The following is a 22,621-nucleotide window of genomic DNA, read 5'->3' on the forward strand; positions in this document are numbered from 1 at the left end:
GTTCCCGCATTTGTAACAACGCCGGGGGTAATTTGGTCGCCATCCGTTCCTGTTGTTGCGGTATTATATAAAATAAGGCCGGTGGCAGGAGAAAGGATAGTGGTTGCATCAGTTCTTGAAGTGAGCGCTATTCTCGGTACCAATAAACCCTTGTTATCTGATACTATATCCAGCATTGCTGATTGGTCTGGAGTTGTAGTATTAATTCCAATCTGACAAAAAGAGAATGTCGAAATTGCGAAGAAAAGTAATGTAACAATTTTTTTTTTCATTTTTAATGGATTAGTCGATAAGATGGAGGCAAGTTAGCTTATAAGCTGCTAAAGCATTGCTTAATCTAATTGAGTTATTTGATGATATATAAAGGAAGTATACTTGCGATATATCTCCTATTGGATTGATTTTTACAACAATATTTTAATATTCCAAAATTAAATTTTTTTAAATTTTTATTTTAGAAAAGTGTGTACTAAAAAATGTACTTAGCTGTAATAAAAATTCTATTCAAATATCTGCTTTTCTTGATAGGTTAATAATCAACAATGTTAGAAGCATTAAAATATAGTTTTATATTTTTAGTTTTTGTATTTTTACAGTTCATGCAAAAACAGCTATTTACATATTATAGTTTAGCGATAGGAATGATTGCCTGATTCTGGATGTCTTGCCTTTTTCGTTGTCAACTAGATAACAAATATGTTATCTAATATATAGACATGCGGGTGAGCCATTCAGATGATAATGAATTAACAATCTAACTTTCTCATTCTAAATTATTAATAATGAATAATCTAACATTATTTGGCTGGAATGAAAGCTTATTTCAGCTTAAACAAACATCTTCATACAGTCATCTTTTTCATGGTCGTGTTTCGACTGTAAATAAAACTAACTACGAGGTTGTTTCTGAGAACGGCTTGCTATCTTGCGAGCTGACAGGCAATTTGCTCTTCGGAAAGCCATTATTTGAATTACCATGTACAGGCGACTGGGTGATCTTTCAGCCTTTTGACGAGGGCAAAGGAATAATCGTTGATATCCTGCCTCGCACCCGCATATTATACCGCCGAAAGAGTGACACCGTATCAGACAAACAGGCAATAGCATCCCATATTGACAAGGCTTTTATTGTTCAAGGCCTTGATGCCAACTTTAATCCCCGTCGAACCGAGCGTTTTATGGTTCAGGTACTGGAAGAAAATATTCAGCCGATACTTATATTCACTAAATCTGACCTGAAATTTAACCGGCAGGATATAGAAGACTCGTTAAAACATATTATCAGTAAAGTGCCGGTATTTTTTACAAGCATTTATTCCAAAGAATCCATTGTTCTTGTACGGGAATCTATTCGGCCGGGAGAAACAGTAGTGTTTGTAGGGTCCTCTGGTGTAGGGAAGAGTTCGTTAGTTAATGCGTTGTGTGAACAAACGGTATTTCTCACCTCGGAAATAAGCAACGCCACCGGGAAAGGCAGGCACACTTCAACCCGGAGAGAAATGGTCCTGATGAATGGCTCCGGCGTTTTGATTGACACGCCTGGTGTAAGAGAGTTCGGTGTAACGGTAGACACTCCTGAAGCATTAGAGGGTATATTCGATATTTCTGGATTTGCCCGTTCCTGTCGATTTGACAATTGTACCCATACTACTGAGCCCGGATGTGCAGTTAAGGATGCCGTAGACAAAGGTCTTTTAGAACCCGATGTGTACGATAGCTACCTAAAATTGCGAAAGGAATCATGGAATTTTTCTGCTTCTGAACATGAGAAGCGCAAAAGAGACAAATCCTTTTCAAAAATCGGGGAAGAGGCTAAACGAATAAAGAAACGTTAATCCTTTTTTACAGACTATTTCAAAAACTGTATAAATTATAAAAATCGGGGTTGATTACTCCGATTTTTTACGTTTAAATATGCTGAGCTCAATATTAATTTAACAGGAATTGCATAAAAAATATCGTTCTATTGTCAGATACGCGATAATCAAACAACCTGTGAAATCATTTACCGGTCTTTGTTGTATCAATTATTATCAAGATATGACTTAGATGGTTGGGCTTCATTTACTCCATTTTTCCTTATTTCATCAGATAGCGGATATCTTAATATATATTTCTGATATTTAACTAATGAATGTATAAAAATACGATATATCGTATTTTTTATTTTATTTAATTTATTGTAAATATTCGTATTTTAATTATTTTTTTGAGGATTTTTTGTTGCAGTCTTCCCAATTAAAATTTCTCAATTAATTACTGTATGGTATAATCCTTTACATCTACTTCTGATAATCTGAAATATCCATAAGCAAAGTTTGCAGAATGAGTCTGATTGATGATGTTTCCTCTCACCGAACCCGGTGTTGTTTGAAACGGCCCGGCACCAGCCCCGGATGCTGTTAACAGCTTTCTGAAATAATCATAATATCTCCTGGAAATTCCATACAGCCTGATGTTTGTCATATCCCCAGCCTTCAGATCTTCGTCAGAAAAATATTCCTGCATCAGGTTGCCTTGGCTGTTTTCGTCATCCTGTGCTTTATAATCAGGAAACGTTGATACAGGGGATACAATACGGTGGAGATAATAATTTTCTTCATTGCCATTATCCTGGTAGTAATATTTGATTTCTATTTCATCGCCTCCAAATCCACCGGCGTTATTTTGTACAATATTATCTTCAATATCCGGCACACCGATGCAGGTTTCGGTTGCAGTATAGGTCTCTCCATTTAAAACTACTTTTAAGGTATAGGTTTCCCCGATAACCGGATGGAAATTGGAACAGGTATATTCTCCTGTACCGGGATTCTCTGTAAAACTAAAAACGGTATTTGCTGAATTTGTTATTACTATATCCGCTCCTGAAACTGTAGGAAATATCGTGCTGTAATATCCTGTGGTGGTGGATAGTTTGATTTTCTGCTCATTGCCTGTCGTACCCTTTACCCAGTCAATCGATGCGTCAATGACCAGTTTCGGTTCTGCTGTCTCTAAATCTACTTCTATTACTTTCGTGCAAGAAAGAAGAGAAAAGCAGAATAAAATAATCAGGTATTTAAATGTATTTTTCATTTTTATATTATTAAATTAAAATCTGAAATTGTAAGCTATTCCCGGAACGATACCGAAGATTGATATCCTCTTTGCTTCGCTCAACCCTGTTTCTCTGTTTTGCTCGAACATAACAGATGCAGCGTTGCTTCTATTGTAGATATTATAAATACTGAACACCCATTCACTTTTCCATCTTTTTTTGCTGTCGGGTTTTGGGGTGTAGGTTGCGGATAAATCCAAATGATGATAAGCCGGAAGCGAACTGGCGTTTCGCTCTCCGTAATTTGCAATTGTAATTCCCTGATACTGATATTTGCCGATGGGATAGGTTGCGGCTTTCCCTGTCTGATAGGTGAAAATGCCGCCAAAGCTCCATTTTTTGTTCAACTGATAAGTGGCTGTAAGTGAAAGGTTATGTGTTTTGTCGTAATTGGCACGATACCATTTGCCGTTGTTAATACCGGGTTCGTCTGCATTTCTTCCCGGTGTGCGTTGCTCTGCTTTAGAAAGGGTGTAAGAAAGCCAGCCTGTCAGTTTTCCGGTATTTTTCTTCAGCATTACCTCAAGTCCGTAAGCCCTTGCTTCTCCGTTCAGCAATACCTGTTCTATGGCTCTGTTGGCAATCAGTTCGGCACCGTCAATATAATCCGCCTTGTTTTTGGTTGTCTTGTAAAATGCTTCTGTTTCCAGGGAATATTTTCCATTGCTGAAATTTCTGAAATAGCCCAATGCCACCTGGTCAAGAATTTCAGGTTTCAGATATTGGTCGCTCGGTGCCCAGATGTCGAGTGGAGAGACGGAAGCCGTGTTGGAAATTAAGTGGATATACTGGCTCATCCGGTTATAGCTCCCTTTAACGGATTGGTTGTCATTGATGGCATATGAAACTGCCAGACGAGGTTCTAAATTCCCAAAACCGGTAATCTTTTTGTTTTTGTTGTAATGGGTTATACCTGTAGGTGTTCCTTCCTCATAAATTTGTAAGCCGGGGTTGAAAACCACTGCCTGATTATTGGCGTAATTATTTATATTTTGTTCCCCCAATCGTAGGAAATTGCTGTATCGCAATCCGTAGTTTAATGATAATTGATCAGTGATTTTTTGCTCGGCACTGATATAAGCTGCATTTTCCCAGGCATATTTTTTTTCAATCTGGTCGGCATTGATAGGGGATGCAGCATCGATAGGTTTTATGGTGCCGGGATTGAACTGATAGTAGATGGAATTGATGCCATAATTCAAAACCAGCTTATCAGAAAGATGATGGGTGAAATTGTACTTCAGATTATAATTTCGGATGTCCGATACCCAATCAATGCCAACATATTTTATCTTCAATCCATAATCGTATTTACTATAAATGACTGATGCATTGGAGAAAAATTTCTCGGAAAAGATATGATTCCACCGGAGATTAAAAAATGAGTTCGAATAATTGTTGCTGAAAAAATTATTGAAATCCATTTTATCCTTGCCAAAATAACCTGAAAGAAAAACCCTGTTATTGTCATTAATCTTATAATTCAGCTTAGCGTTCAGATCATAAAAAGAAACAGAATTGGCATTGTCAGCCAGTTTCAGAAACAAATGGGCATAAGAAGCACGGCCGGCAATTACAAACGAACCTTTATCTTTTACAATAGGACCTTCTGCCAGCAACCTGCTCGAAACCGCCCCGATTCCACCTGCTATGTGATATTCTTTATTGTTCCCTTCTTTTTGATAAATATCCAGAACAGAGGATGTACGCCCACCGAATTGAGCCGGTATTCCACCTTTATACAATTTCAGATCTTTAATCACATCCGCATTAAAAACGGAGAAAAAGCCGAACAGGTGTGAAGTATTGTAAACAACAGCTTCATCTAGCAATACCAGATTACCGTCAACCGAACCGCCCCTGACATTAAAACCTGTTGCGCCTTCCTGTGCATTGGAAACTCCCGGAAGTTGCAGAATGGCTTTCAGAATATCAACCTCACCCATAATTGCCGGCATCTTTTTGATGGTGGAGACAGAGAGCTTATTCACACTCATTTCCGGCTTCCTGATGTTGCTTGCTGAGCCCGTGTTTTTTATCACTACTTCATCTATCGTTTTGCTTTTTTCAAGCATTGAAAAATCTTTCCTGATGTTTTCCGTCAGAACGATATGCTCCTCGATACTCTCAAATCCTGCATAGCTTATAACGAGAGTATATTCTCCTTTGGGCAGGGTGATAGAATAAAAGCCATACGCATCGGTAACTGTTGATACCTTTGCTTCAGGAATGAAAATGTTTGCACCGAGTATTGTTTCGGTGGTTGTTTTTATGGCAATTATTCCACTCAATGTAACTTTCTTCTGTGCATAAACCCCGAATGAAATGATTATAAGCAGCAGTGTATAAATGATTTTGCATCTCATCTTAAAAATAGATTTAACAATTGTAATTGAGCACAAAACTACTTCTTTGGGTAACCGCCTTTTTTTGTAATTATACCAAACATAGTATCTTTTATAGGAAATGATGTCGGGGCACGACAAAATATAATTCCTGTTCTATGCGTTTTTATATTACTTCCTGCTTTCGTATAAAAAGCATACACTTTTGTATAAAAGCAGACCAGACCGCAGCCTTAAATGTTAAGTTTGTTCTATACAATTTTAGAAATGAATGATTTTACTCATCGACAGCTTATTAGTGAAAACGTGTTTTTTCATTTCCTTATTTCACCTGACCGCAGGATATACCGGCATCTGCTTTTTATTGTTTTTATCGGTACGGTGTTGTACAACAGCACTTCTGTAATTGACAATCCGGTAGTGATATTTGTATATTTTATTCTATTATTCTATGTAAATATGTATGTGCTGGTGCCAAAGCTTTTGTTCCGGAATAATAATATTGAATACTGTTTATCTGTAATCAGCATTCTTGTTATCGTGGCTATTTGCGGTTATTTTTTCAATCCTTTTAATAAAGAACACGGGCTGAATATCCCACTTTTTACCTTCCTTACTGCACTGCTGCTGGCAGCTTCCTCTTCCATAAAGCTGTTTCAGAAGGGAATGATGGATAAGCAATTGATCTACGATCTGGAACAGTCGAAAACGTATGCAGAACTGGAACAACTGAAAAACCAGATCAATCCGCATTTTTTGTTTAATATGCTGAATAATGCCAATGTTCTGACGAAGAAAGACCCCGAAAAGGCCTCGCAGGTTTTAATGAAGTTGAGCGATTTACTACGGTATCAGCTTTATGACAGTACAAGAGATAAAGTGTTGCTGACTTCAGATATTCATTTCTTAGAAGATTTTTTAAATTTGGAGAAAGTAAGGCGGGATAGTTTTGATTTCCTGATTTCAAAAGAAGGGGATTTGAGCGGCGTGCAAATTCCTCCTTTGCTGTTTATTCCGTTTGTGGAAAATGCGGTAAAGCACAACAACGATGCAACAAAATTATCTTATATAAACTTGTATTTCAATGTTAGAAACAATGAACTTCTCTTTAAATGCATCAACTCCAAGCCTATGCTTAAATCCGTTAGTAACAGGGGTGGATTAGGGCTGGCAAATGTAAAACGAAGACTGGAACTTTTGTTTCCGGCAACACATAGCTTAGATATTGAGGAGGATTCAGAAAGGTATTGCATAACTTTAATTATAAAATTATGAACTGTATTATTATAGATGATGAACCATTGGCAAGAGAAGCCATAGAGATGTTGATTAGCCAAACGGCTGATTTAGATTTAATCGGCTCATTCAACAGCCCTGAAACTGCCACAAATCTTATAGAACGCAATAAAGTTGAGTTAATCTTTCTTGATATACAAATGCCGGGAATTAACGGTATTGAATTTGCCCGAACCATTCCGAAAGAAACATTTGTGATTTTTACAACTGCCTATTCTGAATTTGCCACCGACAGCTATGAAGTGGATGCGATTGATTATCTGATAAAGCCCGTAAAATTGGAGCGTTTTCAAAAAGCTGTTGAAAAAGCCCACATCTACTCCAAATTATTCAAAGCGGATTACGCTAATAATAACATCGAACAGGTAGCAGATGATTTTTTCTTTGTGAAAGCAGACCGGAAAATTTTTAAAATCTATTTCAATAACATACTTTTTATTCAGGGTTTAAAAGATTATGTCGTCATGCATAGCGAAAATCAGAAAGTAATTACAGCGATGAATATCAAAACGATCCATGATCAGTTACCCAAAGATACGTTTGTAAGAGTAAGTAAATCCTATATCATCAATGTTAAGCATATCGGTTCTGTGGATAACAACACAGTGTATATAGGTACAAACGAGATCCCTATCGGAAGCATTTACAGGGATTTCTTTTTCAATGAATTTGTAACCAAAAAAATTGTGGGCAGGTAATATAGATTACTTAAACTCATGAAGCACATTTTTGAACTCTGTACCTAAAGTTCAAACTTTGTACCTCTGTAGTCACAAATAAAAAAGGGTCTGATTTTTTAACAGCATTGTTTTTTACTTATAATTTATAGTTGTTTATTCAGAAGTATTTCGCTCAGGGTTCCTTCATACTAGCTGAATGTTTCTATTTTTTAATTTTCTTTTGCCGGCAATAAAACTTTCGCGTATTTTTGAGCAGGTATCAATGGAAATTATTAATATTATGCTTAGATTCTTGCAGGATTCAAAGCTTATAGGTTTTTAAAACCTATAAGCTTTAATTTTACAGACAAAGCTCAAAAAAAACTGTTGACAACACGGGTTTTGCATCAGGAAATATTAGGAATTAAAGAACAATTGCATCCGATCAGAGAAAGGGTTTCAGAATACATGAATGTTTAGTGGATGCTTTTTAATATTAAAAAAAACAGATTTTAGTTTGATGTATATCTTTTTTCAACCCCTGTTATGTTTTATTTAGCCGGTATTTTTATAGCCGTTTTTTCTTCATTTCTTATTTTAGGTAAGAAGAGAAAGGGTGCTGCCGATTATATATTGGCTGTATGATTTTTGGTAATAGGAATACATCTTACCTTATTTTTCCTGAATTTTACCGGGAGTTATTTTAGAAATCCCGGTTTTCTGGCACTGGAAATCCCACTTCCCTTAATCCATGGTCCGCTAATGTATGCTTATATTTTAAGTCTTACAGGCCAAAATTCCCAAAAGTATAAGCTGATCCTGCATTTTGTACCTCTGGTTATTATTTATTTACTGCTATCGGACTTCTTTATTTTACCTCCGGAAAAGAAAATATTCATTTATCGGAATGGAGGTGACAAGTATATCAGTTTCAAACAAAACATTAATGCCCTTGTTATGGTATCGGGGGTTTTGTATGTCAGTTTAAGCCTTTTGTCATTGAGAAAATATAAAAAGGAAATATCCGGGCAGTACTCCAATACAGAAAAAATCAATTTGAATTGGGTATATTATCTTATTGCCGGAATTTCAGTAATCTGGTTCTGTATCATCTTCACCGGTGATATTATTACTTTTATTTCAGTAGTTCTTTTTGTTTTGTTTGCGGCTTATTTTGGAATCACCAAGGCTGGTATTTTAAACCTGACCGAAATAAAAAACTATAATGCGATCAAAAAAGAAGAGACTATTGTTTCCCCGGTTTCTGTAAAATACCAGAGATCATTGCTGAATGAAGATACAATTCAGTCAATCTATACAAAGCTTGTTTATAAAATGGATACTGAAAAACTTTTTAAGGACCCGGATCTGAACCTGGATCATGTAGCCTCCCTGTTAGATATTCATCCCAATAGCCTTTCTCAGACAATTAATTCCATTGAAAATAAAAATTTCTATGACTATATCAACCGACAAAGAATTGAAGAGTTTAAAAGACTGTCTGTTTTGCCGGAAAATCAGAAATTTACTATTCTTTCCTTAGCCTTTGAAAGCGGATTCAATTCTAAAACTTCCTTTAACAGGAATTTTAAAAAATACATGAATTGTTCCCCGAGAGAATTCTTAAAGAACCAAAATTCAGATCTGAAATAATTATTTTAAATCTTTATTTGTTATAATTGATATGATTTGAAAATCAGTAGGTTAAGTGTCTGTATGAATGATGGCCTAAATCTTCTCTTTGAGGCATTCTGATTTTATATTTCCATGGTCACAGGGTTTAAAAAATAAAACAACCCACTTTAAAACAGCAGGTTGTTTTTATTTTTTGCAGAATAAAGATCATGGTTAATTGATTTTTGTTCCTTATTCTGACCCGAACTTTTCTATCGATTCTCTTGTTACCGGAGTAAAGAAATTAATAAGGTTACCATCAGGATCTCTGAACAATAATGATTTATTACCCCACGGCATTGTGGTGGGCTTCTGTACAATGTAAGAAGATATAAAATCTCTTAACCGCTCAAATTCTTTTTCTACATCATCAACGATAAACTCTATAATCACAGAACGGTTTTCAGCAGGCTGTGCTATATTTTCGCCACCAAAAAACTGTAAGGTTTTAGTGCTTCCGATCGCAAGAGTCGCCGTAGATGTTTTCAGCTCAGCAAAATCGGGAGTATACTGTATTGCCTGAACTCCTGTTATTTGTTCATAAAATGGAACTAAACGTTCAATATTGGCTGTAATAATACGGATTGATACTAAATTCATTTTTGAAGATTTTAAATTACTCTACAAAAATAGGCTGGGGTTGTGACAAGTAGGTGTCAGTAGGTTTTTGCTTTATTCAGATAAATGTTCGGTTGATTTGTGATTATGTACGACACGGGTTAAAATCATTCCCGGAAAGTTTTTTTCAGCAGAAAATTCCGGTTTATTCAAATTGTATTGCGATTAAAAAATAGTGCGGGATTTTATATTTATCATATAGCTTTTCAGGATCAATACCTGATTGGGCAACTTCACAGTAGGCTTCACTTTTATCCTTTCTTACATAAGGCATCATGTAGGCCAAAAAATAATTCAGTCCTTTCAGATTGATGGGAAGCTGTGTCTTTGGACCAAAAAAACTTTTCAAAGTAAACTTATCTTTTTCTGTTGGCTTAACAGTATATTTTCGATCAGAAGAAAAGCCGTCAAACTGAAACTGGATTTTAAAATAACTGAGCTCAGACATTTTAGTCAATACAGCAAATGATAGACTATCAGCCTTTATTTTAAAATATTCATCTTCTTTTGAATTAAAAACCACATCTGTTTTTGATAATTTTCCAAGCTTAAATTCTTTGATAATAATCTGATAATTTTTGCCTTTTAGGCTATCTGATTTAATGCTGAATTTTTGATTACTTATCCCTTCAAAGTATAAAATATGTTGCAGGTCATTGAAGTTAAGTTCATGTTTTGTCTCTATGGTTGCGTTCGTTTGTCCGTAAATTATAGATCCCAGCACAGTCAATAAGAAGGTTAATAAAAATTGTGTTTTCATATGGTTTTTGGTTATTCGATTGTTAAATAGTACGGCTAAATATACGTAGGTTTTTTGTATTTCAAATATTTGCTTTTTAATTGATTATATAGGGGTAATCGCGTTTTTAATCGATATACACATTTAAATTCTTTTTTAAACATAAGGAATTCAGGAACTTTATTTTTACTTAGTTTAGGATTATTTTAAATAAGGTGGGTAGATTTAAAGCAGCTTTTTGTTGTCTTCGATTGAAATTTGCCAGGTTTCAGCTTTTTAGCTGTATTAAGTAAAATAGGAATCATGAGAATATTAATCCTGATTATTTTTTATAATTTAGCAGCTTGTAGGTTTCATTGATTAAAAAAATAATATCACGATTGCGGATTACAAGGCACTATAAAAGTTTTTTAACGGCTATATTCATAGTCATATATGCCTTTGCCGTTTCCCCGGCAGAATACCTGCACAATCATCTTTTTCATAATTTTGAACTAAAAGGGCTCAGCAATACCCGGAAAAGCATGGGGAGAAAATCTTCAAAAAAGCTTTTTCTTCATGTGATACCAAATGCCCGATCTGTCACCATAAGCTTTTAAGTGACGGGTTCGCTGGAGACCGTTATACATTTGTTTTTTTTCTCAAAAAAATTGCCGGAAAGATGGAAAGAGCTTCTGGCGGGAAAAATACTGGGATTGCTCTATACGGTAAGCCTTATCTATTTTCCGGTCATTATATTATCCATTTTGTTGTGGCTTTCTCTTACGGGTTTTCAGAGTACAGGGGATGAACTTTTAAGATTATTCTGGATTGTACTCGGCTATTTTGTATATTTTTTTATCATCTGTATTGTCTGTATCCTGGTATCGGCAGTAAGCAAAACTTCACGGGAATCCTTAATAAAGCTGATCAGTATCTGGTTGTTGTTTATCGTTATTATGCCTAGAACGGCTCAGGCTTTTGGAGCTTATCTTCATCCAGCCCCTTCAAAAATAGATTTTGATACCAGGGTTGAAAATGAATTGCTTAAAACAGGAGACAGCCATAACCCTGACGACATCCATTATAAAGCAATAAAAGACTCTTTGCTACAGACATATAAAGTGAAGACCGTAGAAGAACTTCCTTTTAATTACAGTGGATATATAATGGCGGAAGGGGAGAAGATCAGTGCAGGCATCTATAATACATACTGGAAGAAGCAACTTGAAATATATGAAAAGCAAAACAATGTCAATCAATACCTTTCGTATGTTAATCCTTTTCTGTCCATTAAAAACCTTTCAATGGCCCTTACCGGCTCTGATTTCAATTCTTATACAAGCTATCAGGAGCAGGTAGAAGTCTATCGCTATCAGTTGGCCCAGCTTATGAACAAGCTGCAAATGGAGAATATAAGCAATAAAAAGCAGAAAGCTGATGAAAAGCCATATACTATCAGCAGCGATCACTGGAAACAAATGCCCGATTTTCAATATCGGTTTATCGAAAGGAAAAACCTTTTCCGGAATGAAGTTGTTTCCATAATCTCATTGATTATATGGGTAGTTGGACTGCTATTTTTCATTCATTATGTATCTAAAAAAATAAAAATATAACCTATGTACCTTTTATTATTTAAAAAATTTTTTTCGTTCCCAGTCGGCTTATCTTGGCCTGCTTTTTTTGCTGTTGTCAGGATTGGTAAGCCTTTATATAGGAAAGCAGTTTATAGATAAACAAGCGGAGAATATCAATAGCACAGCTTTATATCAGCAGGAGCATATAGAGCGGTGTTCAGGGTATTTTGATAAAGAGTTCGGGCTTCTTTTATATTATCTGAAGTTCGGATTGGTCAATAAAACGGATCACCTGAATGCATTATCCATAGGGCAGCGGGATGTTAATCCATCCATACAAAGCATAACAATCAGAAACCTGGAAGGGCAGAAATACGATACCGACCTCAATAATCCGGTGAGTCTGCTTATGGGAAACCTGGATTTGGGCCTTGTTATTATTTTCCTGTTTCCTTTAGTGATTATTTCCTTTTGTTACAGCCTTTTGTCTGAAGAACGGGAGGAAAGCACGTGGCCATTGCTATTCGTACAATCTCAGCATCCTTTCAGGATTATTCTACAAAAACTACTGGTGCGTTTTATTGCTGTTGTTGCTGTTTTATTATTTTTTATTGTATTGGCGATACCCATTCTCAACTTAAGCTGTAATTTTTTGTTATTAGGATTTACATTCGTATCGGTATGCTATCTTATCTTCTGGTTTGTGATCAGTTTCTGGGTGGTTTCCTGGAAAAAGAATTCAAGCGTTAGTGCGGCAGGGCTGTTATGTGCATGGATTGTTCTGACCATTGTATTGCCGGCAATGTTTAATAATTTTATTCTGAATAAATACCCGCTTCCTGAAGCTTTGGACACTGCAATAGAACAGCGGGAAGCTTACCATGAAAAATGGGATACAGATAAAAACGCGACAATAGAGAAATTTTATATGCATTATCCCCAGTTCAAAGGTTATGGTTTTCCGAAAGAGAATTTCAGTTGGCTGTGGTACTATGCCATGCAACAGATGGGTGATGATGAATCAGAAAGACAATCGGATCAGTTAAAAGCAAAGCTTTGGAAAAGAGTGGAACTGAGCAGGAAGATGTCCTATTTCGTTCCGGGATTGCATACCCAGCTTCAGTTTAATGCCCTTACCGGGTCCAGGACTTGCCGATCAGCTGAAATTTATAGAAGCTACACACCATTTCCATGAAAGTAAAAGATTGTTTTTTTATCCGAAAATCTTTACCAATGAGCCGGTAAAAAAAATAAATTGGAAAAAGTTTCCTCTGGAATATTATCATCGGCAGTATACATTGAATTGGTGGACAATGTTGGGGCCTTTATTGCTGTTTAGTATCAGTTTCGGTCTTTTAAAACAGCATTAATTTAAAAAAGGCTGATTATTGGATCAGATAATCAATAAATACCATATAGAAATCGGAACTAAAATCCTGTGTATTTAACCGGATTTTTATATGGCAGTTTACCATAAACCGGCTAAAAAAAATAAACTTATAAAAAATCTTAATAAAATATAATTTTTTGCGTGAGGGATTAGGCTGGAATTATCTTAAAACCTATATTTGCAGCCTAAATTTTAAAAATAATGAAAGAATTAATTGAAAAAATCAACACGGAATTTGAAGCATTTGCATCTGAAGCAAACCAACAAGCTGAAAAAGGAAACAAAGCAGCAGGAACAAGAGCTCGTAAATCAGCTTTGGAACTAAGCAAATTATTTAAAGAATTCAGAAAAGTTTCTGTTGAAGAATCAAAAAAATAAATTATTTTAAGCCGGCTCAACGAGCCGGCTTTTTTATTGACTTTACGATCCGATTGATATTTTTTCTTTAATACGGCTTATTTCCTTTCATTCATTTTTAGTTTTCCCCGAATTGCTTTATCTTTATTCCAATCAATAAATTTATGAAGATAAACACCTTTTTTACCATGCCGGCGGTTGTATTGGCAGCGCAGTTTTCGTGGGCACAGGCACCGGCAAAACCACAGGAAAAGCTCAATCCTGTTATAGAAAATTTTGTTAATGAAGTGAATAACAACTCCCAGTTGGAGAACCTTGCCTATGAACTTCTTGACGGAATCGGGCCTCGTCTTGTAGGCACTCCTGAAATGTTGGCTGCCAATGAATGGACGGCTAATAAATTGCGTTCATGGGATATCGATGCCAATCTTCAGCAATTCGGAACCTGGAAAGGATGGCAGAGAGGAACTACCCATGTTGATATGACCTATCCGCGGATAAAATCTTTGTCTGCAACACAGCTTGCATGGAGTCCATCTACTAAAAAAGCTGTAGAAGCAGAAGTCGTGGTGCTTCCTAAAGTGTCTTCCAAAGCTGAATTTGATAAATGGCTGCCTTCTGTAAAAGGGAAGATCGTATTGATGGCACAATATCAGAAAATAGGCCGTTCAGATGAGCAGATTAAAGAATTTGCAACGCCGGAGCTGTACGAAAAGTTAAAAGCCGAAAAAGACAAGGCTTCAAAGGATTTTAAGGATTATGTGAATAGCATCGGTTATGATAACAATACGCTTCCGGAAGCTTTAGAGAAAGCCGGAGCTGCCGGGATTGCAATTTCCAACTGGACCGGAATTATGGGTGCAAACAGGATCTTTGGTGCTAAAACCACAAAAATTCCTATGCTGGATATTGATGTGGAAGATTACGGAATGCTTTTCAGAATGGCAGAAAAAGGAGCAAAACCTAAAATTAAAGTAGAAGCCCAATCAAAAATTCTTCCTGAAGCCAAAACTTTCAATACCATCGGAATGATCAAAGGAAAGGAAAAGCCTGATGAATATGTAATTCTTTCTGCACACCTTGATTCGTGGGATGGTGCACAAGGAGCAACGGATAACGGAACGGGAGTGCTAACGATGCTTGAAACCATGAGAATACTGAAAAAATATTATCCGAACAATAAAAGGACAATCCTTGTAGGGCTTTGGGGAAGTGAAGAACAGGGTTTGAATGGATCCAGGGGTTTTGTGGCAGATCATCCGGAAATTATGAAAGGGGTGCAGGCTGCTTTTAACCAGGATAATGGAACGGGCCGTGTAGTGAATATCAGTGGGCAGGGATTTGTAAAATCTTATGATTATATCGGAAGATGGTTGAATGCTGCTCCTAAAAGTGTAAGAGACAATATCAAAACAGATTTTCCGGGAATGCCCGGCGGAGGCGGGTCAGATCATGCATCGTTTGTAGCTGCCGGAGTACCGGGGTTTTCATTAGGATCACTTAACTGGGGATATTTTGGTTATACATGGCATACGACAAAAGATACTTATGATAAAATTGTGTTTGATGAAATCAAAAATAATGTGATTCTTACTGCTACTTTGGCATATATGGCATCAGAAGACCCTGAATTTACCAGCAGGGAAAGAAGGGTAATGCCACAGGATGATAAAGGAGAAACGGTAAAATGGCCGGAAGCAAAGGAACCGAGAAGAGATTCCAAAGACTTTAAATAAAAATTTACATTAACCGCTTCAGTAATGAGGCGGTTTTTTATTCCTAGCTTTTGATTGTCGGCTTTTCTTTTTTGAGAATAACATTGTAAATAGCAATATTGGTGACATTTTTCTTGAAAACTATTAGCGACCCTCTCTTTGAGCAATCAATTCTTTCGGGGCATACCCAAACTGCTTTTTAAATGCAAACGAAAAATGCGATAAGTTTTCAAAACCTACTTCGTAATATATATCAATAGGTTTTTTGTGTTCTTTGGTTAGTTGATAATAAGCTCGTTCTAGACGTTTTTCGGTTAACCATTTTTGCGGTGTATTATTAAATGCTTTTTTGAAATCTCTTTTAAAAGTGGTTAAGCTTCGTCCTGTTAAATACCCAAATTTTTCTATCGGCATATTAAACATAAAATTACGTTCCATAAATTCAACAAGATTGATTTTGTGTGGCTCAGAAAAGTCAGAAAGCGTATTGTCAATCTGTTTGTCAATTGAACGCAAAATTGCAATAGCTTCTTGTATTTTTAATTGAGAAATATCTTCGGGAAGTTGATAATTCAAATCGAAATAGGGCAACATCGAAGCAAAAAAGCTGTTCAACAAAGGACTTCTAGCTAACGGAATGATGTTGTCTGTTTTGGCAACTAAATTGGGGTTTAAGTTTTTTTGCTCGTAATAATTCCTCAACACATCTTGTGATAATTTTACAACTATGGCTCTATAAGGCAAGCCATCTTTGTCTGTCTTTATTAATGTAGATAGCTGATTTCTAGGGAAAAGCAGTGTTTCACCTTTTCCAAAAACGTATGTTTTATTATATTGAATAACTTTTAATTCTCCTGAGATTATACGAACTACAGAATGTTCCTCTGCAATCAATTCCGTGTTTTTTAAGGTAGCTCCGCTACAGGTGAACACAATCTCGGCATTTATATTTGTTTCTCTTATTGCCATTTTACAAAGGTAAAAAATAAAAGTGGCTCATCTTTTTGAACCACTTTCATTTCAATATTAAATATCAAATTTTGTATGTGTTAATTCTTCGCTTAGCGTCCAAAGTTTTTGTGCAGCTTCTTCATCCAAAGCGTGAGGTGCTATACCTGCAAAGCCACCTGGGTTTCTATAAGTTGCTGCAATATGTTCATAATTGGCTTCATCAAATTGAGCCACCTCAACATCCTCTAAATAGATACCACCAATGTGTTGCAGTTGCGGATTAGTTGCTGCCCAAACTGCAGTTGCCGCTCCTTGCTCTTTGGTTTTTTGGATACCTTTCATTGCCTCCTCTGCTTCTTTATTCGGCGTTCCGTCTGGATGTACGACACCTAAAGCCACAAAATCCTCAAAAGTTAAATGTCTGCCCAAATTGGTTTCCAAACTTAAACCGGGATGCAAAGAATAAGAACGAACGCCAAACTGCTGTCCTCTTTTATCTAATTCTAAAGCAAAAAGAATGTTTGCTGTTTTAGACTGTCCATACGCTTCAAATTTGTTATACGGTCTTGTGTTAAAGTTTACATCATCAAAACTAATAGGCGAATAATGGTGTGATGAAGATGAAACCGTTACCACTCTTGCTCCATCGGCATTTTTTAAAGCTGACCAAAGTTTTGCAGTAAGTAGAAAATGTCCTAAATGATTGGTAGAAAATTGTCCTTCATTTCCTTTTTGGTCACGATGCAAAGGTGTCCACATAATACCTGCATTGTTAACAAGCAAATGCAATGGTCTGCTTGTTTTTAAAAACGTATCGGTAAATGCTTCAATGGATGCAGGCTCGGATAAATCTAATTTTTCTACATCCACGTTGGCAATTCCTTTCAAGTTTTCCTTTGTTTTTTCTACATCTCTTGCCGGAACGACAACCGTTGCTCCAGCCAGAGAAAATGCTTTGGTAATTTCTAAGCCATAACCACCGTCGCCACCTGTAACAATGGCTGTTTTACCTGTAAGGTCAATTCCTTTTATAACATCTGTTGTAGATGATTTTGCGTTGAAGCCAGAACCTATTGGTTTTTGTAATGCTCCGTTGTAATTTGTTTGTCCCATTTATTAAATTAAATTTTTAATTTTTTGATGAGACAAAGGTAGAAAGCATTCTTTGAGTCGAGTTTGTTTATAAGTCCTTTTTACTTTGTTTAAAAGCTCAACAATTACAAGAAAGAATAAATATGTAAATCTCAAATGGTTTACCTCTGACCTCTATTACGTTTTCTTTTCTTCTTCATTTTGTTGGCGAAATCCTGTTCCTCGTAATCTTCGCCCTGTGCTTCGGGCAATAAGCCACCAAATGCTTCAGTCAAACCGTCTTCGTGTTTTTCTGAAGTATTCAGGAAGTCGAACAAATGGTATGGTTCTGCCACAGGAATATCCGTATCATTTGATTTGGATATTTTCGTTTGTTGTACGACAGCTTCTTTAATTTCCGGTTTGATGTTATTGTTCCAATAATTATTAAAGACATTGGCAGACAGTTCCTTGCTCAAACGTGAGCCGTTCCAAACCGCCTTAGAATTGTGGTCTGTAAACGTCATTCCGTAAATACGCGCTGTATCATTCCTCCGTACCACTACGTTAATTCCCTGCTCCACTAATTGCTTCTTAAAGCCCAATTCATCAGTTGTTGATTTCAAGACAATGGTAACGGATGACTGTAAGGTCTGCTTGGTTGGACTATCTTTTAAATCCGTTTTCCAGGCATTGGATGAAGAAGTATCCTAATATTATCAAAGAAAAAGAACTTAAATGTGCAGAGAAAGTCTGGGTTGCAGACATTACCTATCTTAAAACTAAAGAGAAGAATTATTATCTTCATTTGATTACCGATGCTTATTCAAAAAAAATTGTAGGGTATGAATTGAGTGATAATTTACAGACTGGTTCCACAGTGAAAGCATTAAATCAGGCCATAAAGAACCGAATGTACAAACACTCTTTAATTCATCATTCAGACAGAGGCTTGCAGTATTGTAGTAAAGAATATACTGAAATACTAAAGAAAAGTGATATTCTTATCAGTATGACAGAGAACTCCGATCCTTATGAAAACGCTGTAGCGGAAAGAGTGAACGGTATTCTGAAATATGAGTTTGGATTGATTGATACCTTTGAAGATTTTAAAAATCTTTCACAGCAGCTTGATCAATCCATTTACTATTATAATAATTTGAGACCTCATTTTTCCCTGAATTATAATATTCCAGGCCAAGTACACTTGAAAAATAACGTAAAATTAAAAACCTATAAAAAACAAAATCAGAATAGGAAAATTCCTAATCTGATTTAAGTATATTTGATGTATTAAACTAGTAACCTTTTTCAGGACCAGTCAATCTAGAGATCATATTTCATTAAAAAATCATGCTGAGCTGCACCCGTTTTCTTGCCTCATCAACATCCGTTACTTTCACTTTCACATGCTGATGCAATTTGACCACCTCACTTACATCAGAGACAAAGCCTTCTTTTAATTGCGAAATATGAACCAGTCCACTTTCCTTAATTCCCAGATCTACAAAACATCCGAAAGCTGTAATGTTGTTGACGATTCCCGGAAGAATCATTCCGGTTTTTAAATCTTTAATGCTTTTTACACTAGGATCAAATTCAAATACTTTAGCTGCCTTTCGCGGATCAAGACCCGGTTTTACAAGTTCTTTTAAAATATCCTGTATTCCTAAAATTCCGATCTCCGTGGTGGTATATTTTTCCGGCTGAATTAAAGCGATCTTTTCTTTGTTGGCGATGAGCTCATCCGTTTTAATTCCCAGGTCTTTTGCCATTTTTTCTACAATTCCATAGGCTTCAGGATGTACTGCCGAATTATCCAGAGGGTTTTTGCCGTTGGTGATTCTGATAAATGCCGCCGCCTGCTGGAAAGCCTTTTCTCCTAATCTCGGAACTTTTTTTAACTGTTTGCGGTCTTCAAATGCTCCGTTTTCAGTGCGGTAGCTGATAATATTTTCAGCCATCTTTTCTCCGATTCCTGAAACATAACTTAAAAGTGGCTTGCTCGCTGTATTCAGGTTAATTCCCACTGAATTTACACATCTCATCACGGTAGAATCAAGTTCGTTTTTCAATTGTGTCTGATCTACATCATGCTGATATTGGCCCACACCAATAGATTTAGCATCAATTTTAACCAGTTCGGCTAAAGGATCGGCTAATCTTCTTCCGATAGAAACCGCTCCACGAACGGTTACATCATAACTTGGAAATTCCTCACGTGCTGTTTTGCTGGCGGAATAAACCGAAGCTCCGGCTTCCGAAACCACAAAAACCTGCAAGGGCTTATCAAATGCAATTTTCTTAATAAAAAACTCTGTTTCACGGCTTGCAGTCCCGTTTCCGATGGAAATAGCCTCAATATTATAAGCATTGACCATAGAACGGATTTTTTTCATTGCCATTCCCGTTTCGTTTTGGGGCGCATGAGGATAAATGGTTTCATTATGCAGCAAATCTCCCTTTTCATCAATACACACCACCTTACAGCCACTTTTGTAGCCCGGATCAATGGCTAAAATCCGCTTTTCACCCAATGGCGGAGCCAATAATAACTGGGTTAAATTTTCAGAGAAAATTTCAATGGCCTTCTTATCGGCTTTTTCCTTTGCCTCCTGTAGGCTTTCGTTGGAGATTGCGGGCTCCAGTAACCTTTTATAGCTGTCTTTTATAGCCAGTGCAATCTGATCCGAACTCTCATTATCAGATTTGATAATAGCTTTCTCAATAAAACCGATGGCTTCCTCCTTATCCACTTCTACATTTACTTTTACAAAACCTTCAGATTCTGCTCTCAGCATAGCTAAAAGTCTGTGAGAAGGGGTTCGGTTTAAATTTTCATCCCATTCAAAATACTGCGAAAACTTTTGGGCTTCTTCCTCCTCTTTTTTTGTCTTCACTACTTTTGATGTAATGACAGCTTTGCGCTGAAATAAACGGCGGAGGTTCTTACGTACGTACATGTTTTCATTGATCCATTCAGCCATGATATCTCTTGCCCCCTGAAGAGCTTCTTCTTCAGAATCAACTGTATCGTTGATGTATTTTGAAGCCAGAAACAGAATGTCATTATTTTTCTGGCTCATAATAATTTTGGCTAAAGGCTCAAGTCCTTTTTCTTTTGCGGTATCCGCTTTGGTTCTTTTGCGCTTTTTATAAGGAAGGTATAGATCCTCAAGCTCCTGAATGTCGAAACTTTCTTCAATTCTCTGTTTCAGTTCAGCAGTTAAGGCATTCTGCTCTTCCACAGATTTTAAAATGGTTTCCTTACGTTTTACAATTTCTTCAAACTGTTTATTGATCTTGGAAACCTGCTCGATCTGTATCTCATCCATGTTTCCTGTGAAGTCTTTTCGGTACCGTGAGATAAAAGGGATGGTACAGTCTTCAGAAAGCAGTTGCAGGGTATTATTAATGCTTTTTTCAGGTATATTGAGTATCTGTTTTATATAACTTGTAGCGTTCATTCTAAATTTTAAACCGCTAAAATAGACAATTTTAATATTGAGTAAAATATTTTAAATGAGGACCCGTTTACTATTTCAATGATCAAAATGGAGAAAAAGCATCTATTTTATATTTTCTTGATGTAGGTTAAGGGGATAAGTAATAAGGTTTTTCTATTTTTGGAATCTCAAGATTTAAAAATTTGAAACTTATTTAGATTTTGATAAAGCAATTTTTTTAAACAATTAAATAATATGAAAAAAATTAGTGTACTTGCATTAGTAGCAGTAGGACTGCTTGCAGCATCGTGTAATAAAGAAAAAGCAGCTGAGACGGCAACAGCAACTCAGGAGCAGACGGTAGCAGAAAGCAAAGGGGAAATGTTGACAGTAGATGCGGCAACCTCTGTAGTAAACTGGAAAGCTGCTCATAAAGGAGGTATGGCTCCTCGTTGGGGAACTCTTAATGTAAAATCCGGAGATTTAAGCATTGAAGGAGGTCAGTTAGCTGCAGGAAACTTTGTGATCGATATGAATTCTATCAAAGTAGACCCAGCTTCAGTAACGGAAAAGGATAAAAAACCGGGAGATTTGGAAGCTCATTTAAAAAATCCTGATTTCTTTGATACTGCAAAAAATCCGACTTCAGATTTCAAAATTACCAGTGTAACTGACTTAAAAGATGCACCTAAAGATGCAGTTGCCGGAGCTAATAAAACCGTAAGCGGAAACCTTACATTATCAGGGAAAACAATGAACGTAACTTTCCCTGCTAAAGTGGATGTAACAGAAAATTCAGCGGCTATTGAAGCTAAATTTACAGTCAACAGAGCTGATTGGGGAATCAAATTCGGTACTTCAGAAGCAGATCCTGCTGAATGGATGATTAGCAAAGATATCGAGATCGCTGTCAATGTAAAGGCTAAAAAATAAATTGTTAGAAACATAAAAATGAAGAGCTGCTTTTTTAGGAAAGCAGCTCTTTTATTATATCGAGGTATTTTAACATCAATAGACTCATAAAAGCTTTTTATATTTATGAAAACACAAATATGAAAGATAAAGTCAAGGGCTGGATGTACATTGTATTATGTTCGGATGGCAGCTACTATACAGGGAGTACAAATGATCTTGAACGGAGAATCCTGCAGCATCAAAAAGGCGAAGGTTCCAATCATACTAAAAAAAGACTTCCTGTCAAGCTTATTTATTTTGAAGAATATGAACGTATCGATCTCGCTTTTTACAGAGAGAAGCAAGTGCAGGGCTGGAACCGTAAGAAAAAAGAAGCTTTAATCAATGGAAACCCTGAACTGCTTCCTCAATTGGCAATAGCTTATAGGGATTTGATTTCAGACGAATAAGGTGGCTTCGAGTGCCTCAGCCACCTTTTTGGAATGTTGCCGGAATGATTATCATACAGAATTAAATAATCACCTTTTATAAAAAGACCAGTACAAGGTGGCTGAGGCACTCGAAGCCACCGCTCTCCTTGATTGTTTTTGGCTGGGATAAAAGACTTTCTGCCAGACATAAGATTTCGAAGACATCATTTTTATTGAAGTCAGGAAGAATTATTTTGATTCAGCTCATTGTGATTTATTCTGGAAAATATCTTTGATATTAATCATTTAATCTTATTGATGTTTGCGGATACTTTTTCTCAAAAGTTTTTATAATATACTTTATTTTAGATGCTTA

At 36.3% G+C, this 22,621-nt stretch carries 18 protein-coding genes and 3 pseudogenes; 12 read left to right on the forward strand and 9 right to left on the reverse strand.

Annotated elements, in window-relative coordinates; all coding sequences use genetic code 11:
• A pseudogene (locus PMI13_RS21555) lies at positions 1-272 on the reverse strand (hypothetical protein); the annotation flags it as partial.
• 510 nt (positions 273-782) lie between these two features.
• Here PMI13_RS21555 and rsgA point away from each other — a divergent pair.
• Entirely contained in the window at positions 783-1,835 is a 1,053-nt protein-coding gene (gene rsgA / locus PMI13_RS10350; RefSeq protein WP_007843383.1) for a ribosome small subunit-dependent GTPase A, read from the forward strand.
• 421 nt (positions 1,836-2,256) lie between these two features.
• Here rsgA and PMI13_RS10355 read toward each other — a convergent pair whose 3' ends face one another.
• Together PMI13_RS10355 and PMI13_RS10360 are read right to left on the reverse strand one after the other, a co-directional pair.
• A complete protein-coding gene (locus PMI13_RS10355) occupies positions 2,257-3,078 on the reverse strand; it encodes a DUF4249 domain-containing protein (RefSeq protein WP_007843385.1) in 822 nt (273 codons plus the stop codon).
• Between the two features lie 15 nt (positions 3,079-3,093).
• A complete protein-coding gene (locus tag PMI13_RS10360) occupies positions 3,094-5,466 on the reverse strand; it encodes a TonB-dependent receptor (RefSeq protein ID WP_007843387.1) in 2,373 nt (790 codons plus the stop codon).
• A 246-nt stretch (positions 5,467-5,712) separates the two neighbouring features.
• On the opposite strand from PMI13_RS10360, the gene PMI13_RS10365 reads away from it, so the two are divergent.
• From PMI13_RS10365 to PMI13_RS10375, 3 genes are all read left to right on the forward strand, one after another.
• Positions 5,713-6,720: a sensor histidine kinase gene (locus tag PMI13_RS10365; protein ID WP_034669688.1), complete on the forward strand. Its 1,008-nt coding sequence runs from the start codon at positions 5,713-5,715 to the stop codon at positions 6,718-6,720.
• Positions 6,717-7,439: a LytR/AlgR family response regulator transcription factor gene (locus PMI13_RS10370; protein WP_007843390.1), complete on the forward strand. Its 723-nt coding sequence runs from the start codon at positions 6,717-6,719 to the stop codon at positions 7,437-7,439. Before PMI13_RS10365 ends, PMI13_RS10370 begins: the two co-directional genes overlap by 4 nt.
• Positions 7,440-8,048: 609 nt before the next feature.
• Positions 8,049-9,053 carry a helix-turn-helix domain-containing protein gene (locus tag PMI13_RS10375; protein ID WP_238536300.1) on the forward strand — a complete coding sequence of 335 codons (1,005 nt, stop codon included), beginning with the start codon at positions 8,049-8,051 and terminating at the stop codon, positions 9,051-9,053.
• Between the two features lie 213 nt (positions 9,054-9,266).
• Here PMI13_RS10375 and PMI13_RS10380 read toward each other — a convergent pair whose 3' ends face one another.
• Both PMI13_RS10380 and PMI13_RS20635 read right to left on the reverse strand, forming a co-directional pair.
• Positions 9,267-9,674 (reverse strand): VOC family protein, encoded by a 408-nt coding sequence (locus PMI13_RS10380; RefSeq protein ID WP_007843394.1) that lies wholly within the window; start codon positions 9,672-9,674, stop codon positions 9,267-9,269.
• A 163-nt stretch (positions 9,675-9,837) separates the two neighbouring features.
• Positions 9,838-10,452: a hypothetical protein gene (locus PMI13_RS20635; RefSeq protein ID WP_007843396.1), complete on the reverse strand. Its 615-nt coding sequence runs from the start codon at positions 10,450-10,452 to the stop codon at positions 9,838-9,840.
• Positions 10,453-11,081: 629 nt separating this feature from the next.
• Here PMI13_RS20635 and PMI13_RS10390 point away from each other — a divergent pair.
• From PMI13_RS10390 to PMI13_RS10405, 5 genes are all read left to right on the forward strand, one after another.
• Positions 11,082-12,029 (forward strand): DUF3526 domain-containing protein, encoded by a 948-nt coding sequence (locus PMI13_RS10390; protein WP_238536301.1) that lies wholly within the window; start codon positions 11,082-11,084, stop codon positions 12,027-12,029.
• Between the two features lie 67 nt (positions 12,030-12,096).
• Positions 12,097-13,185, forward strand: a complete 1,089-nt coding sequence (locus PMI13_RS10395) for a DUF3526 domain-containing protein (protein ID WP_007843400.1) — start codon at positions 12,097-12,099, stop codon at positions 13,183-13,185.
• Entirely contained in the window at positions 13,118-13,360 is a 243-nt protein-coding gene (locus PMI13_RS21765; RefSeq protein WP_394330368.1) for a hypothetical protein, read from the forward strand. The genes PMI13_RS10395 and PMI13_RS21765 overlap by 68 nt, the downstream gene beginning before the upstream one ends.
• A gap of 221 nt (positions 13,361-13,581) precedes the next feature.
• On the forward strand, positions 13,582-13,758 hold the full coding sequence (locus tag PMI13_RS10400) for a histone H1 (RefSeq protein WP_007843402.1): 177 nt from the start codon (positions 13,582-13,584) through the stop codon (positions 13,756-13,758).
• 143 nt (positions 13,759-13,901) lie between these two features.
• Positions 13,902-15,473, forward strand: coding sequence for a M20/M25/M40 family metallo-hydrolase (locus PMI13_RS10405; protein WP_007843404.1), 1,572 nt, complete (start codon positions 13,902-13,904; stop codon positions 15,471-15,473).
• A gap of 123 nt (positions 15,474-15,596) precedes the next feature.
• On the opposite strand, the gene PMI13_RS10410 is transcribed toward PMI13_RS10405, so the two are convergent.
• From PMI13_RS10410 to PMI13_RS10420, 3 genes and pseudogenes are all read right to left on the reverse strand, one after another.
• Positions 15,597-16,421: a helix-turn-helix domain-containing protein gene (locus PMI13_RS10410; protein ID WP_007843405.1), complete on the reverse strand. Its 825-nt coding sequence runs from the start codon at positions 16,419-16,421 to the stop codon at positions 15,597-15,599.
• A gap of 57 nt (positions 16,422-16,478) precedes the next feature.
• The gene (locus tag PMI13_RS10415) at positions 16,479-17,516 is read right to left on the reverse strand and encodes an SDR family NAD(P)-dependent oxidoreductase (RefSeq protein ID WP_007843407.1); all 1,038 of its coding nucleotides are present in this window, start codon (positions 17,514-17,516) and stop codon (positions 16,479-16,481) included.
• 140 nt (positions 17,517-17,656) lie between these two features.
• Positions 17,657-18,160, reverse strand: a pseudogene (locus tag PMI13_RS10420) (conjugal transfer protein MobB); the annotation flags it as partial.
• On the opposite strand from PMI13_RS10420, the pseudogene PMI13_RS10425 reads away from it, so the two are divergent.
• A pseudogene (locus PMI13_RS10425) lies at positions 18,157-18,753 on the forward strand (IS3 family transposase); the annotation flags it as partial. The pseudogenes PMI13_RS10420 and PMI13_RS10425 sit on opposite strands and share 4 nt — an antisense overlap.
• Positions 18,754-18,817: 64 nt before the next feature.
• On the opposite strand, the gene PMI13_RS10430 reads toward PMI13_RS10425, so the two are convergent.
• The gene (locus PMI13_RS10430) at positions 18,818-20,941 is read right to left on the reverse strand and encodes a Tex family protein (protein WP_007843411.1); all 2,124 of its coding nucleotides are present in this window, start codon (positions 20,939-20,941) and stop codon (positions 18,818-18,820) included.
• A gap of 234 nt (positions 20,942-21,175) precedes the next feature.
• On the opposite strand from PMI13_RS10430, the gene PMI13_RS10435 reads away from it, so the two are divergent.
• Entirely contained in the window at positions 21,176-21,853 is a 678-nt protein-coding gene (locus PMI13_RS10435; protein ID WP_007843412.1) for a YceI family protein, read from the forward strand.
• Between the two features lie 119 nt (positions 21,854-21,972).
• A complete protein-coding gene (locus PMI13_RS10440) occupies positions 21,973-22,284 on the forward strand; it encodes a GIY-YIG nuclease family protein (RefSeq protein WP_007843413.1) in 312 nt (103 codons plus the stop codon).
• Positions 22,285-22,621 lie beyond the last annotated feature (337 nt).

The organism is Chryseobacterium populi, from assembly GCF_000282115.1.
GTDB classification, from domain to species: Bacteria; Bacteroidota; Bacteroidia; order Flavobacteriales; family Weeksellaceae; genus Chryseobacterium; species Chryseobacterium populi.

Bases quoted from the DNA above. Each gene is read 5' to 3' on its own strand.
- PMI13_RS10370 (WP_007843390.1), top strand. From the start codon at position 6,717: ATGAACTGTATTATTATAGATGATGAACCATTGGCAAGAGAAGCCATA.
- PMI13_RS10435 (WP_007843412.1), top strand. From the start codon at position 21,176: ATGAAAAAAATTAGTGTACTTGCATTAGTAGCAGTAGGACTGCTTGCA.
- rsgA (WP_007843383.1), top strand. From the start codon at position 783: ATGAATAATCTAACATTATTTGGCTGGAATGAAAGCTTATTTCAGCTT.
- PMI13_RS10430 (WP_007843411.1), bottom strand. From the start codon at position 20,941: ATGAACGCTACAAGTTATATAAAACAGATACTCAATATACCTGAAAAA.
- PMI13_RS10365 (WP_034669688.1), top strand. From the start codon at position 5,713: ATGAATGATTTTACTCATCGACAGCTTATTAGTGAAAACGTGTTTTTT.
- PMI13_RS10380 (WP_007843394.1), bottom strand. From the start codon at position 9,674: ATGAATTTAGTATCAATCCGTATTATTACAGCCAATATTGAACGTTTA.
- PMI13_RS10405 (WP_007843404.1), top strand. From the start codon at position 13,902: ATGAAGATAAACACCTTTTTTACCATGCCGGCGGTTGTATTGGCAGCG.
- PMI13_RS20635 (WP_007843396.1), bottom strand. From the start codon at position 10,452: ATGAAAACACAATTTTTATTAACCTTCTTATTGACTGTGCTGGGATCT.
- PMI13_RS10440 (WP_007843413.1), top strand. From the start codon at position 21,973: ATGAAAGATAAAGTCAAGGGCTGGATGTACATTGTATTATGTTCGGAT.
- PMI13_RS10410 (WP_007843405.1), bottom strand. From the start codon at position 16,421: ATGGCAATAAGAGAAACAAATATAAATGCCGAGATTGTGTTCACCTGT.
- PMI13_RS10415 (WP_007843407.1), bottom strand. From the start codon at position 17,516: ATGGGACAAACAAATTACAACGGAGCATTACAAAAACCAATAGGTTCT.
- PMI13_RS21765 (WP_394330368.1), top strand. From the start codon at position 13,118: ATGCCCTTACCGGGTCCAGGACTTGCCGATCAGCTGAAATTTATAGAA.
- PMI13_RS10360 (WP_007843387.1), bottom strand. From the start codon at position 5,466: ATGAGATGCAAAATCATTTATACACTGCTGCTTATAATCATTTCATTC.
- PMI13_RS10400 (WP_007843402.1), top strand. From the start codon at position 13,582: ATGAAAGAATTAATTGAAAAAATCAACACGGAATTTGAAGCATTTGCA.
- PMI13_RS10355 (WP_007843385.1), bottom strand. From the start codon at position 3,078: ATGAAAAATACATTTAAATACCTGATTATTTTATTCTGCTTTTCTCTT.